Below are 13,500 nucleotides of genomic sequence, written 5' to 3' on the forward strand. Positions count from 1 at the left end.
CAGACTTACAGGTCGATCTCGCCTTCGAAGACGGTGGCCGCGGGCCCGGCCATCATCAGCGGCGCCGTTTCGTCGCGCGCGCCGTCCCAGCGGATGGTCAGCGTGCCGCCGTGCGTGTGCACCGTGACCGGCGAATCGAGCAGGCCGCGCCGGATGCCGGCCGCAACCGCCGCGCACGCGCCGGTGCCGCACGCGAGCGTTTCGCCTGCGCCGCGCTCGTAGACACGCAGCTTCACTTCGTTGCGCGACACGATCTGCATGAAACCGGCATTGACCCGCTGCGGGAAGCGCGGATGGCGCTCGACGAACGGGCCTTCTTCGAGGACCGGGTACGCTTCCGCATCGTCGACGACCTGCACCGCGTGCGGATTGCCCATCGAGACGGCGGAGATCCAGCGCGTCGCGCCGTTCACGTCGAGCGGCCAGAGCGTGTCGCGGGCTTCCGGGCGCCCTTCGAGACCCGACGCGTCGAACGGCACCTGCGCGGGCTCGAACACGGGCGCGCCCATGTCGACGACGACTTCGCCGTTGTCCTGCATCGTCAGCGTGATCAGTCCCTTCATCACCTCGACGCGCACGCTGCGCTTGGCGGTCAGCTTCCGGTCGACCACGAACTTGACGAAGCAGCGCGCGCCGTTGCCGCAGTGCTCGACCTCGCCGCCGTCGCAGTTGAAGATCCGGTATTTGAAGTCCGCGCCGTCGACGGTCGGCCGCTCGACGAGCAGCAGTTGATCGGCGCCGATGCCGAAATGGCGATCGGCCAGCGCGCGCACCTGTGCTTCGCTGAGCGGCGGCAGCGCGCTGGAGTAGCCGTCGAGCACGACGAAGTCGTTGCCCGCGCCGTGCATCTTCGTGAACGAGAGTTTCACTTTGTCCCGCAATTCCTTGGCAATTGAGACGCGCAGCGTGAGTGGACCGGATGTTGCGGCGCCGGATCGCTGTTTTCACGCTGGCCCAAGCGCGAATGATACATGCAGCGGTCGGGGGCGTCCCCGGTTCGGCGCGCCGGCGCCGCGGGGTGCGATGACCGAACGGCGCGGGCATGCGCCGTTCGCTTTCGCCGGCGCCGTGCGGGCGAAAGCGGCCTCAGTAGAAGCTCGGCTCGCCCTCCGGGCGGGTTTTGAAACGCTTGTGAACCCAATAGTATTGCTCGGGCATCAGCGGGATCTGCTCTTCGAGGAACGCGTTCATCCGGCGCGCATCGAGGTCGTCGTCGCCGGTCGGGTACTGGTCCCACGGCTTGAATACCTTCAGACGATAGCCCTTGTAGTTCGGCAGCACCTCGCCGATGAACGGCACGACCTGCGCGTGGCCGGTCTTCGCGAGCCGGCCGACCGCCGTCAGCGTGCAGGCCGGCACGCCGAAAAACGGCACGAACGTCGAGTTGCGCTGGCCGTAGTCCATGTCCGCGCCGAGCATCACCGGCTTGCGGTCGCGCAGCCAGCGCAGCACGACGCGCGCGCTGTCGGCGCGGCCGACCATCTCCGCGTCGAAGCGTCCGCGCGCCTTTTTCGCCTCGGCTTCGAGAATCGTGTTCGAGAACGGCTGGTACAGCGAGCCGCAGCGGCGCTGCAGCGCATGGTTGAGCCAGATCGAACCGGCTTCGATGCCGACGAAGTGCATGCCGAGGAACAGCGTCGGCGGGAGGTTCGGATCGGTGAGGTCGATGGCGCTGTCGATCTGGATCAGTTTTTCGAGCTTCTTCGCGGAGCCGAACCACTGCACGCTGCGCTCGACGTAGCTGCGGATCGCGTGGCGGAAGTGCAGCCCGGCGACTTCCTCGCGGCGCGCGTCGCTCCAGTCGGGAAAGCAGAGTTTCAGGTTGGTGTGTACGATGCGCTTTCGCCGGCTGGGGATCTGATAGAGCAACCAGCCGAGGCCGTCTCCGAGGCGTGCGGTCAGGCCGTACGGCAGGAGCGCGATCAGCTTCAGGAGGCCGATGGCGAGATGCGTGCCGAGGCGGCCTAGCATGCGGAACCTCCGGAAATCCGGCGGGCCGGCATGTTGCGAACGGGGTTGAAGGACAGCGGGCAATGCGGCACGGGCGGCACTCTGTGACAAATCTGGAAAGCCGCTATAATACGGGCTTCGCCGAGTTAACTGACAACTTGCGGGGCGAAGCCGGCCAGTGCCAGACGCACTGCCCGGTATTGGTAATCCGCTAAAGCGTCGCCGCTTCAGGCTCACCGGAGCTGGCTACGTGAAACGTACCGTAACCACAAAGGAGCCTGAACAAAGTGGCCAACGATTATCTCTTTACGTCCGAATCCGTCTCCGAAGGTCATCCGGACAAGGTCGCGGACCAAATCTCGGACGCGATTCTCGACGCCATCCTCGCGCAGGACAAATATTCCCGCGTTGCCGCCGAAACGCTGTGCAACACGGGTCTCGTCGTGCTGGCCGGTGAAATCACCACGACGGCCAACATCGACTACATCCAGATCGCGCGCGACACCATCAAGCGCATCGGCTACGACAACACCGACTACGGTATCGACTACAAGGGTTGCGCGGTGCTCGTCGCGTACGACAAGCAGTCGCCGGACATCGCGCAAGGCGTCGACCGCGCGCACGACGACAACCTCGACCAGGGCGCGGGCGACCAGGGCCTGATGTTCGGCTACGCATGCGACGAAACGTCCGAGCTGATGCCGCTGCCGATCCACTTGTCGCACCGTCTCGTCGAGCGCCAGGCCAGCCTGCGCCGCGACGGCCGCCTGCCGTGGCTGCGCCCGGACGCGAAGTCGCAGGTGACGGTCCGCTACGTCGACGGCAAGCCGGATTCGATCGACACCGTCGTGCTGTCGACCCAGCATGCGCCGGACATCGAGCTGTCGGCGCTGCGCGAGGCCGTGATCGAGGAAATCATCAAGCCGACGCTGCCTGCCGAACTGATCAAGGGCGACATCAAGTTCCTCGTGAACCCGACCGGCCGGTTCGTTATCGGCGGCCCGCAGGGCGACTGCGGCCTGACGGGCCGCAAGATCATCGTCGATACGTACGGCGGCGCAGCGCCGCACGGCGGCGGCGCATTCTCGGGCAAGGATCCGTCGAAGGTCGACCGCTCGGCCGCCTACGCCGGTCGCTACGTGGCGAAGAACATCGTCGCGGCGGGGCTCGCGTCGCGTGCGCTGATCCAGGTGTCGTATGCGATCGGCGTCGCCGAGCCGACCTCGGTGATGGTCAACACGTTCGGCACGGGCCGCGTGTCGGATGCGACGATCACGAAGCTCGTGCGTGAGCACTTCGACCTGCGTCCGAAGGGCATCATCAAGATGCTCGACCTGCTGCGCCCGATCTACGAGAAGACGGCAGCGTACGGTCACTTCGGCCGTGAAGAGCCGGAATTCTCGTGGGAAGCGACCGACAAGGCGCTCGCCCTCGCGGAAGCGGCTGGCGTCGAGCCTGCGGTGCGCGTCGCGTAAGCGTCGTTCGTCTGCAATGAAAAACCCCGGCTCGCCGGGGTTTTTTTGCTTATAGCGTGGCGTGCATGGCCACACGTGCGGCGCCTGGCCGCGCGGCGGCCGTCTAGCGCGCGCCGAACCCGAACCAGCCGGTGCTGGCGGCGCCCAGCCGGCGCGGGAGGTTGACCCGGCGTTGCGGCCCGCTGGCCCGCCGGAGCGCGAGCGCGCGCAGCGACGACGGCTTTTGCAGCAGCGAGCGCAGGCCGGCGCGGCGCGCGATCGCCTGCGCGCTCATCATCGAGAGAAACGCGTGGAACCACGCGCGGATGCCGTCGAGCCGGACGTGCTGTGCCTGCTCGGCGATCGCCCGCGCCCGTGCGCCATGATGGCGCAGCGTGCGTGTCGTCCGCAGGGAGGCGGAGGGCACAATGCGCTTTGCAGCGCGGCTCAGACGGGAAGTCAGTCGGAATGGCATGTGAATGATGCTTGCTTGGAATAATGACGCCCTCGGGCGCGCAACAATACGAACGGCCTCGTATGACGCAGCGGATGTTACCGAATGCAGCCGCGCCCGGCACCCGCCAGAATTGACAGGCGCGCTCAGGCTACAGGGGATTCATGACGCGCAAAAGTCGCGGATAACCCTTGTGCCGCAAGGTGCGCGCAGTGCCTGCGACGGCCGGTGACGACGATTTCGCGACCGGCCGCTTCCTTGCGTCAGATCAAATCGACCGCCGCCCGTTCCCTTTGCACGACGCGGGTGCTGCGCGTGCGATCGGACGCCGCTTTACAATCGCAACATTCACAAGAAATACATCGAGCGTCCCATGTCTTCATTGCAGTCGGAATCGATTCGCGCGCAGGTCGCAGAACTGCGCGAACGCGGCTTCGTCGTCGCCCGCGGCCTCGTCGGCGCGGAACAGTGTGCGGCACTGAAACGCACCGCCGAGCGGCAGTTGCAGGAAGCGGCCCAGCCGATCGAATTCGAGGCCGACCTGCGTTATCCGGGCGCGCCGGAATCGAAGCATGCGCCGGGCGGCCATACGGTGCGGCGGTTGCTCGATGCATACGAACGCGATCCGTTGTTCGCCGAGCGTGCGACCGCGCCGGAAATCGCTGCGTGGATGCGCGCGTACTTCGGCGAGCAGCCGGTGCTGTCGCGCGCGCATCACAACTGCATGATGACGAAGCACCCCGCGTACGGCAGCCTGACCGGCTGGCATCGCGATGTGCGCTACTGGTCGTTCGAGCGGCCCGACCTGGTGTCGGTCTGGCTCGCGCTCGGACAGGAAACCGACGAGAACGGCGCGCTATGGCTGGTGCCGGGTTCGCACAGCGCGACCTTCGGGCCGGAAGCGTTCGATGCCGCGAAATTCTTCCGCAGCGATTTGCCGGAGAACCGGAAGATGATCGATGCGGCGGTGTGTCCGCCGCTCAACGCCGGCGACGTGGTGTTCTTCCACTGCAACACGCTGCATTCGGCGGGGCAGAACCGCTCGGATCAGGTGAAGTTCTCGCTCGTGTTCACCTATCACGGCGAGAGCAACCGGCCGATCGCCGGGTCGCGTTCCGCGTCGAAGCCGGAAGTGCCGTTCTGAGGCGCCGCGGCGCGCCATGCGCGCGCGATGAGCATCCGGCGCGGCCGGGCGTCAGCGTTTGCCGCCCGGCATCGACAGCCCGATCAGGCCCGCCAGCATCGCGACGGCGCCGCCCGCGATCAGCAGGATCGTCTTGGTCGCCGGGGAGCCGGTGAAGAAACGCGCGACATGGTCGTTGATCGAATGGAACGACTGCCCGCCGAAGTACAGCAGCACAATGCCGCCGACGAGCAACGCAACCGAGAGGGCCCGGGTCATACAAACCTCGCTGAAACGGTAGATCGAGACGCCGCAGTGTAGGCGAGCGCCCAAGCCGCGTCCATTGCCGTGCATGCACGCATACATCGCGTTCGCTACCATAGCGTGCTGCGCTTCCTCCACCGCCGCCGCGCCATGCGCATGGCCGGCGCGCTTCATCCGATGTCCTGACGGGAATACCCATGGCTTACGAAGCAGCTTCCGAACGTTATTCCGACATGCAGTACCGCGTGTGCGGCAAGTCCGGGCTCAAACTGCCGGCCTTGTCGCTCGGCCTGTGGCACAACTTCGGCGACACGACGCCGATCGCGACGCAGCGCGAGATTCTGCGCACCGCATTCGATCTCGGCATCACGCACTTCGACCTCGCAAACAATTACGGGCCGCTGTACGGCAGCGCCGAGACCAACTTCGGGCGTTTGCTGAAGGAGGACTTCAGGCCGTATCGCGACGAGCTGCTGATCTCGACGAAGGCGGGCTGGGACATGTGGCCGGGGCCGTACGGCAGCGGCGGCGGCTCGCGCAAGTACGTGCTGGCGAGCCTCGACCAGAGCCTGAAGCGGATGGGACTCGACTACGTCGACATCTTCTATTCGCACCGTTTCGATGCGCATACGCCGCTCGAGGAAACGGCCGGCGCGCTGGCGACGGCGGTGCAGCAGGGCAAGGCGCTGTATGTCGGCATTTCGTCGTACTCGGCGGCGAAGACGCGTGAAATGGCCGCGCTGCTCGCGCAGTACAAGGTGCCGCTGCTGATTCACCAGCCCTCGTACAACCTGCTGAACCGCTGGGTCGAGCGGGAATTGCTCGATACGCTCGACGAGCTCGGCACCGGCAGCATCGCCTTTACGCCGCTCGCGCAGGGACTGCTGACGTCGAAGTATCTGAACGGCGTGCCGGCCGACGCGCGCGTCAACAAGCCGGGCGGCGGTTCGCTGCAGGACGCTCACCTGAGCGCGGACAATCTCGAGCAGGTGCGCAAGTTGAATGGGATCGCCGAACGGCGCGGCCAGAGTCTCGCGCAAATGGCGCTCGCGTGGGTGCTGCGTAACGGGCGCGTGACGTCCGCACTGATCGGCGCGAGCCGCGCGGAACAGGTGCGTGAAAACGTCGGTGCGTTGAAGAACCTCGAATTTTCGGCGGAGGAGATCGCCGAGATCGACCGGTATGCGACGGAAGGCGGCATCAATCTGTGGGAAAAGCCGTCCACCGATCAGGCGATCTGACCGGTGACGGGCACGGCGCGCGCGATTGCGACGCGCCGTGCGGAAGCATCGCCGCGGCTAGATCAGCGCAGGCAATCCTTCGACCAGCAGCATCGCGACACCGACGCCGAGCAGCGCGCCCAGCACGCGAAGCAGGTTATGGCGGAATTGGGTCGAACACGGAATCGCGCCGAGGAACAGCGCGCCGGCAAACGCGAGCGGAATCAGCAGGACGAAATCGCCGATCGTGAAATAAGTCGTCATGCGTGTCTCCTGTTTTTCGTGCCGGTCCGACCCGATGACGGGCGGAGCCGTTACTCCGAGTATAGGAAACGGCACTCCGTTTTTCGCTATCCGAACCATTAAAGATCAGGCGAAAACACGGCAACGCGCACACATGCGCTTTCCATGCGACGAATGTCTTTCGTGTTGCTTTCGTCGGCCTTTCGCGTGACGCGCGCACGGCGTATGCCGTGCATGGCGAGCCGTCATGCCGCGCCGGCGCGCTCGCGTGCGCGCAGCCACGCCGATGCGGCGAGGGCTGCGACCAGCAGCAATGCGACGAGGCCGGCGACGCCCGGCCAGCCCCGCGCGCTCCAGAAGTGTCCGCCGAACGAGCCGACCAGGCTCGATCCGAGGTAGTACGCGAGCAGGTACAGCGCGGCGGCCTGTCCCTTTCCTTGCTGCGCGAGCCGCCCGACCCAGCCGCTTGCCACCGAGTGACCGGCGAAGAAGCCGAACGTCACGCATGCGATGCCGAGCGCGATCACGGCGACCGGCTGCAGCAGCGTCAACGCGACGCCTGCGAGCATGATGCAGACGCTCGCGACCAGCATGCGGCCGCGGCCGATCGAATCGGCCATCCGCCCGGACCAAGGCGACGCGACGACGCCGGCCAGATAGACGACGAAGATCGCGCGATCGTCGCCTGGCTCATCGAATACGGCGGCGCGAGCAGGCGATAGCCGATGTAGTTGTAAAGCGTGACGAAACTGCCCATCAGCAGGAACGCCATCGCGAACAGGACCGGCAGTTCGCGGCGGCCGGTCAGGTGTCGAGCGAGCGACGCGCGATGATGCGCCAGGTCGAGGCCGCGGCGTGGCGTGAAATGGCGCGACGGCGGCAGCAGCGCGCGAAACGCGAGCGTCGACGCGAGTCCGAGCACGCCGATCGCGCCGACTGCGACGCGCCACGTGAACAGGTCGGCGAGCACGCCGGTGATCACGCGTCCGGCCATGCCGCCGATCGCGGTGCCGCCGACGTAAAGTCCCATCGCGAGGCCGAGACCGCCCGGATGCACTTCCTCGGCGAGATACGCCATCGCGACCGCAGGCACGCCGCCGAGCGCCAGGCCGACGAGCGCGCGCAGCACCAGCATCTGATGCCAGTGCGGCGCGAACGCGGCGCCGATCGTGAGCAGCGACGACAGCGTCAGCGACACGGTCATCAGCCGGTGACGGCTCAGGCTTTCCGACACGAAACCGGCGACGAACACCGCGAGCGCGAGCGTCGCGGTCGAGAACGACAGTGCGAGGCTGCTTTGCGCAGGACTGACGCCGAACGTTTTCGAGAATTCCGGCAGCAGCGGCTGCACGTAATACAGCAGCGAGAACGTCGCGTAGCCGGCAAACAGCAGCGCGACGCTCGCGCGCCAGTAGCTGCGCGAGCCGCGTTCGAGATAGGCGCCGGATGTCGAGGCGGAAGGTGTCGAGGCGGGGTGTGGCGTGGACGACGCCGTCCCGGATGGGGCAGTCACGCGAAATCTCCGGAGCAACGGGGAAGAAAGGCGTCAACGATACGCCGGTTGCGGAAATCGCGTCGCCTGCCGGGCCGATGGCCGGGAACGGCGGGCTGTGACGGGCGACAGGGTATGATGGGGGCGTCGCCGGCGCAAGCGCGCGGGCGGCGCAGTGGTTGATTGGAGACAATTCAGCGAAATCGCGGCACCTTGGCCGCTTCTTCTTCTTTTCGCGCTGCGATAAACCGTGAACAATGGGATACGCGCTGCCGCCCCTGTAGCGGCGGCGCGGATCGCGCATTTGCCGGCCATGCCGTTGCGGCCGGGTTTCAAGTTTCAAGAGTGGGGAAACATCATGCATGTCGGGTCGATTGTCTGCACTACCCATATCGCGGTGCCGAAGGGCGCGCGCGGCATCGTCCAGCGCATTCTGGGCGACATGGCCATGGTCACCTGGTACGCTGGCGTGCCGGGCGAGTCGAAAGAACTCAACACCGAGCCGTTCTTTCTCGAGGATCTGATCGACACCGGCGAATCCGTGCTGCCGGCGGGTGCGGCGTTGCACTGAGCGCTCGTCTTTCGGCCCGGCTGGCGGCACAATGCGAGGCATGAACGAAGTCACTACCGCCTCCGCTTCCCCGGCCGGGCCGCCCTTCGCCGGTCTCACGCCCGAGTGCGTGCTCGACGCGCTCGACAGCGTGCTGATGCCGGCCGGCATGCGCACCGACGGGCGCCTCCTCGCCCTCAACAGTTACGAAAACCGCGTCTATCAGGTCGGTATCGAAGACGGGCCGCCGATCGTCGCGAAGTTCTATCGTCCGGCGCGCTGGTCCGACGACGCGATCCTCGAAGAGCACGCATTCGTCGCCGAACTCGTCGCACGCGAGATCCCGGCCGTGCCCGCGCGCGTCCTCGAAGGCCGCACGCTGCATGCGTTCGACGGCTTCCGTTTTTCGATCTTCGACCGGCGCGGCGGACGCGCGCCCGATCTCGATCGCCGCGATACGCTCGAATGGCTCGGACGTTTCATCGGCCGCATTCATGCGGTCGGCGCGACCGAGGCCTACGTCGCGCGTCCGACGCTCGACATTCGCACGTTCGGCTACGAGCCGCGCGACTATCTCCTCTCGCACGACTTCATCCCGGACGACGTGCGGCCCGCGTATGAAGCCGCCGTCTCGCTGGCGCTCGAAGGCGTCGAGGCCGCGTACGCGCGCGCGGGCGAGATTCGCCTGCTGCGTACCCATGGCGACTGTCATCCGAGCAACGTGCTGTGGACCGACGCGGGGCCGCATTTCGTCGATTTCGACGACAGCCGGATGGCGCCGGCGATCCAGGATCTGTGGCTGCTGCTGCCCGGCGATCGCGCGGGCGCGTCACGCGCGCTGGCCGATCTGCTGGCCGGCTACGAGGATTTCCATGCGTTCGATCCGCGCGAGCTGCACCTGATCGAGGCGCTGCGTACGTTGCGTCTGATTCACTACGCGGCGTGGCTCGCGCGGCGCTGGGACGATCCGGCATTCCCCGCCGCGTTTCCGTGGTTCAACACGCACCGCTACTGGGAAGCGCGCGTGCTCGAACTGCGCGAGCAGATCGGCGCGATGCAGGAAGGGCCGCTCTGGCCCGTGTGACGGATCCGCGCCGGCGCGATGCCGCGCGGCACATCGCATCGCATGGCGCCGCCGCGGGCGGCGCTCAGAGCTTCATCATCAGCTTGATCAACGCGGCGAAGCGCTTGCCGTACGGCGGCGCGAGCAGGTTGCGCGCGTTGAAGCGCGCCTGTGTCAGCACGGGCTTCATTTTCGAGAACGTCACGAAGCCGTCGTAGCCGTGGTACGCGCCCATGCCGCTCGCCCCGACGCCGCCGAACGGCAGGCTGCCGCACGCAATGTGCATCAGCGTTTCGTTGACCGATACGCCGCCCGAGATCGTCTCGCGCATCACGCGGTCGACCGTGCCGCTGTCTTCGTCGAACAGATACAGCGCGAGCGGCCGTGGCCGCGCATTCACGTATGCGATCGCTTCGTCGAGCCGTTCGTACGGCACGAGCGGCAGCAGCGGCCCGAAGATCTCCTCCTGCATCAGCCGTGACGCGCCGCTCGCCTGCGTGACTGCGCACGGCACGAAGCGGCGCGACGCCGGGTCGGACGACGCGTCGGCGAGCGGGTGCAGCTGCGCGCCGGCCGCCTGCGCCTCGCTCGCCAGCCGTTGCAGCCGCGCGAAGTGGCGCTCGGTTGCGATCGACGTGTAGTCGGTGTTGTCTGCGAAATCGGGATACATCTTGTCGAGCCGCGCGCGGGCGCGTTCGATGAAGGCCGCTTCCATGCCGCGCGGCAGCAGCACGTAGTCGGGTGCGATGCAGGTCTGGCCCGCGTTCAGCGTCTTGCCCGCGACGATCGCGTCGACCGCCGCGTCGAAGCGTGCGTTCGGTCCGATGATCGCCGGCGACTTGCCGCCCAGCTCGAGCGTGACCGGCGTCAGATGCTCGGCTGCCGCGCGCATCACGTGACGGCCGACCTGCGTCGAGCCGGTGAACAGCAGATGGTCGAGCGGCAGTGCGCTGAACGCAGCGCCGACTTCCGCATCGCCGTTGACCACCGCGACGTGATCGCGCGCGAAGGTCTTCGCAATCAGTTGTTCGAACAGCGCGGACGTGCGCGGCGTCAGTTCGGACATCTTGATGATCGCCCGATTGCCGGCCGCGAGCGCGCAGATCAGCGGGCCCGCCGCGAGCAGCACCGGATAGTTCCACGGCACGACGATGCCGACCACGCCGAGCGGCTGCGGGATCACCTTGGCGCGCGCGGGACGCAGCCACTTGTTCATCGGCTTGCGGATCGGCTTCATCCAGCGCCTGCCGTGCCTGAGCGCCTCGTCGATCTCCTCCTTCGCCATCCAGATTTCCGACAGCAGCACTTCCTGCTTCGCACGATGGCCGAAATCGGCGCTGATCGCTTCGGCGAGCGCATCGGCATGGTCGAGCAGCATCGTGCGCAGCGCGCGCAGGTGCGTCGCGCGCGTGTCCCAGTCGGGATACGGCGCGCGCAGGTAGGCGGCGCGCTGATCGTGCAGCAGCGACGTCAGCGTATCGGCGGCAGGACGTTCCTGTGTCCCCGGGAAAGCGGCGGCCTCGGGCCGCGGGGCGAGTTCGGGCAGATCATTCTTCATGTCGTCTCCTCCAGTTGAGCGTGGCGTATCGGCCGGCAGTCACGCCGCAGGCGCCCGCGTTGCGACGGGCCGTGTTGTGCAATAGGGGCGATTGCGTGTGCCATGCATGCGGCCTGTCGGCATGCGCGCCGTTCGATTCCGGTGCACGGCGCGCAGGACGACGCCCGCGCCCGCCCGCGTGCCTGTTTCAAACGATGTGCGGCGTACGTGCGCCGCAACCGGAAGACCGGGGTGGCGTACCGCCTCCGGAACGTGTCGCTGCATGCCTGTTTATCCCATTTCGCGACAGATCGGCTTCTTTTGGCCGGCGATGTCGCCCCGAACGAATCCACGCATCTTAAATTTAGTTCACGTGTGCGTTTAGAGGAATCGCTCTTGAATCCTTGTGCCGCGCGCAAGCATGCGTTTCTACAATGCCCGGGTACAAAAACACGACAAGAACGATCCGGCCGCCATTCACGCGACAAAGGAGACATGACATGCAATACGACTACATCATCGTCGGCGCAGGATCCGGAGGCGCGAGCCTCGCGGCCCGGCTTGCCGATGCATGCCCCGACGCGACGATTGCATTGATCGAGGCCGGCGCGCACACCGATCGCAATCTGCTCGTGAACATGCCGGTCGGCATTGCGGCGCTCGTGCCGTTCAAGCTGGGCACCAACTACGGCTACGAGACCGTGCCGCAGCCGGGTCTCGGCGGACGCCGCGGCTACCAGCCGCGCGGACGCGGGATGGGCGGCTCGAGTGCGATCAACGCGATGATCTATACGCGCGGTCATCCGCTCGACTACGACGAATGGGCGCAGCTCGGCTGCACCGGCTGGGGCTGGCAGGACGTGCTGCCGTATTTCCGGCGGGCGGAGGGCAACCAGCGCGGCGCGGACGCCTGGCATGGCGCGGACGGCCCGCTCACCGTGTCGGATCTGCGCTTTCGCAATCCGTTTTCCGAACGATTCATCCAGGCCGCGCATGCGGCCGGCTATCCGCTCAACGACGATTTCAACGGCGCCACGCAGGAAGGCGTCGGCTTCTATCAGGTCACGCATCGCGACGGCTCGCGTTGCAGTGTCGCGCGTGCCTATCTCTACGGCCACGATCGCCCGAACCTGCACGTGATGACCGATGCGACCGTGCTGCGCGTCGGCTTCGATGGCAAGCGCGCGGTCGGCGTGGTGGTGTCGCGCAACGGCCGGATCGAGACGCTCGGCGCGCGGGCGGAAGTGGTGCTGTCGGCGGGCGCGTTCAACTCGCCGCAACTGCTGATGTGCTCGGGGATCGGCCCGGCCGACCAGCTGCGCCGGTTCGGCATCCCGGTCGTGCACGATGCGCCGGATGTCGGCGCGAACCTGATCGACCACATCGACTTCATCATCAACACGCGCGTGAACGCGTCGGAGCTGGTCGGCATCTGCCTGCGCGGAATCGCGAAGATGGTGCCCGCGTTCATGCGCTACCGGTCGAGCCGCACGGGCATGATGACGAGCAACGTCGCGGAGGCGGGCGGCTTCATCAAGAGCGATCCGACGCTCGAGCGGCCCGATCTGCAGCTGCATTTCTGCACGGCGCTGGTCGACGACCACAACCGCAAGATGCACTGGGGCTTCGGCTACTCGCTGCACGTATGCGCGCTGCGGCCGTTCAGCCGCGGCACGGTGACGCTCGCCAGCGGCGACATGCGCGATGCGCCGCTGATCGATCCGCGTTTCTTCAGCGATGCGCGCGATCTCGATCTGCTCGTGCGCGGTGCGCAGGCGATGCGCCGGATTCTGTCGCAGACGCCGCTCGCGTCGCAGGGCGGCCGCGAGCTGTACACGCATCCGGGCCAGACCGAGGCCGAACTGCGCGCCGCGATCGTCGAGCATGCGGATACGATCTATCACCCGGTCGGCACCTGCCGGATGGGCTCGGATGTCCGCGCGGTCGTCGATCCGCAATTGCGCGTACGCGGGGTGGAAGGATTGCGCGTGGTGGATGCGTCCGTCATGCCGACGCTGATCGGCGGCAACACGAACGCGCCGTCGGTGATGATCGGCGAGCGCGCGGCAGCATTCATCGCGGCCACGCGCAAGGCGGGGGCAGGGCGGCGCAACGCGGCGACGCTCGACTGCTGAGCGCCGCGCGGCGAT

12 protein-coding genes and 1 pseudogene are annotated in these 13,500 nt (G+C 66.9%); 6 read left to right on the plus strand and 7 right to left on the minus strand.

The window, feature by feature from the left end; all coding sequences use genetic code 11:
* Window positions 1–5: 5 nt before the first annotated feature.
* Window positions 6–869, minus strand: coding sequence for a diaminopimelate epimerase (dapF, locus tag KH616_RS01930; protein WP_292233341.1), 864 nt, complete (start codon window positions 867–869; stop codon window positions 6–8).
* A gap of 217 nt (window positions 870–1,086) precedes the next feature.
* Entirely contained in the window at window positions 1,087–1,971 is an 885-nt protein-coding gene (locus KH616_RS01935; protein ID WP_292233342.1) for a lipid A biosynthesis lauroyl acyltransferase, read from the minus strand.
* Between the two features lie 266 nt (window positions 1,972–2,237).
* On the opposite strand from KH616_RS01935, the gene metK reads away from it, so the two are divergent.
* Window positions 2,238–3,425 (plus strand): methionine adenosyltransferase, encoded by a 1,188-nt coding sequence (gene metK / locus KH616_RS01940; RefSeq protein WP_292233344.1) that lies wholly within the window; start codon window positions 2,238–2,240, stop codon window positions 3,423–3,425.
* Between the two features lie 103 nt (window positions 3,426–3,528).
* On the opposite strand, the gene KH616_RS01945 is transcribed toward metK, so the two are convergent.
* Window positions 3,529–3,879, minus strand: coding sequence for a hypothetical protein (locus KH616_RS01945; protein ID WP_292233346.1), 351 nt, complete (start codon window positions 3,877–3,879; stop codon window positions 3,529–3,531).
* A 352-nt stretch (window positions 3,880–4,231) separates the two neighbouring features.
* Here KH616_RS01945 and KH616_RS01950 point away from each other — a divergent pair, with 352 nt between their 5' ends.
* The gene (locus KH616_RS01950) at window positions 4,232–5,002 is read left to right on the plus strand and encodes a phytanoyl-CoA dioxygenase family protein (protein WP_292233348.1); all 771 of its coding nucleotides are present in this window, start codon (window positions 4,232–4,234) and stop codon (window positions 5,000–5,002) included.
* A 51-nt stretch (window positions 5,003–5,053) separates the two neighbouring features.
* Here KH616_RS01950 and KH616_RS01955 read toward each other — a convergent pair whose 3' ends face one another.
* Entirely contained in the window at window positions 5,054–5,260 is a 207-nt protein-coding gene (locus tag KH616_RS01955; RefSeq protein ID WP_292233408.1) for a DUF3185 family protein, read from the minus strand.
* Between the two features lie 182 nt (window positions 5,261–5,442).
* On the opposite strand from KH616_RS01955, the gene mgrA reads away from it, so the two are divergent.
* Complete coding sequence (mgrA, locus tag KH616_RS01960; RefSeq protein WP_292233350.1) at window positions 5,443–6,486, plus strand: L-glyceraldehyde 3-phosphate reductase; 1,044 nt, start codon at window positions 5,443–5,445, stop codon at window positions 6,484–6,486.
* Window positions 6,487–6,543: 57 nt separating this feature from the next.
* On the opposite strand, the gene KH616_RS01965 is transcribed toward mgrA, so the two are convergent.
* Together KH616_RS01965 and KH616_RS01970 are read right to left on the minus strand one after the other, a co-directional pair.
* Window positions 6,544–6,729 (minus strand): hypothetical protein, encoded by a 186-nt coding sequence (locus KH616_RS01965; RefSeq protein WP_292233352.1) that lies wholly within the window; start codon window positions 6,727–6,729, stop codon window positions 6,544–6,546.
* 224 nt (window positions 6,730–6,953) lie between these two features.
* Window positions 6,954–8,221, minus strand: a pseudogene (locus KH616_RS01970) (MFS transporter).
* A gap of 337 nt (window positions 8,222–8,558) precedes the next feature.
* Here KH616_RS01970 and KH616_RS01975 point away from each other — a divergent pair.
* Both KH616_RS01975 and KH616_RS01980 read left to right on the plus strand, forming a co-directional pair.
* Window positions 8,559–8,771: a hypothetical protein gene (locus KH616_RS01975; protein WP_004198969.1), complete on the plus strand. Its 213-nt coding sequence runs from the start codon at window positions 8,559–8,561 to the stop codon at window positions 8,769–8,771.
* 40 nt (window positions 8,772–8,811) lie between these two features.
* On the plus strand, window positions 8,812–9,834 hold the full coding sequence (locus KH616_RS01980) for a serine/threonine protein kinase (RefSeq protein ID WP_292233355.1): 1,023 nt from the start codon (window positions 8,812–8,814) through the stop codon (window positions 9,832–9,834).
* Window positions 9,835–9,898: 64 nt separating this feature from the next.
* On the opposite strand, the gene KH616_RS01985 is transcribed toward KH616_RS01980, so the two are convergent.
* Window positions 9,899–11,371 (minus strand): coniferyl aldehyde dehydrogenase, encoded by a 1,473-nt coding sequence (locus tag KH616_RS01985; RefSeq protein ID WP_292233357.1) that lies wholly within the window; start codon window positions 11,369–11,371, stop codon window positions 9,899–9,901.
* 479 nt (window positions 11,372–11,850) lie between these two features.
* Here KH616_RS01985 and KH616_RS01990 point away from each other — a divergent pair, with 479 nt between their 5' ends.
* Window positions 11,851–13,485 carry a GMC family oxidoreductase N-terminal domain-containing protein gene (locus KH616_RS01990; RefSeq protein WP_292233359.1) on the plus strand — a complete coding sequence of 545 codons (1,635 nt, stop codon included), beginning with the start codon at window positions 11,851–11,853 and terminating at the stop codon, window positions 13,483–13,485.
* The last annotated feature ends 15 nt before the right edge of the window (window positions 13,486–13,500 follow it).

The sequence above is a fragment of the Burkholderia sp. genome (assembly GCF_018375725.1).
GTDB lineage: Bacteria > Pseudomonadota > Gammaproteobacteria > Burkholderiales > Burkholderiaceae > Burkholderia.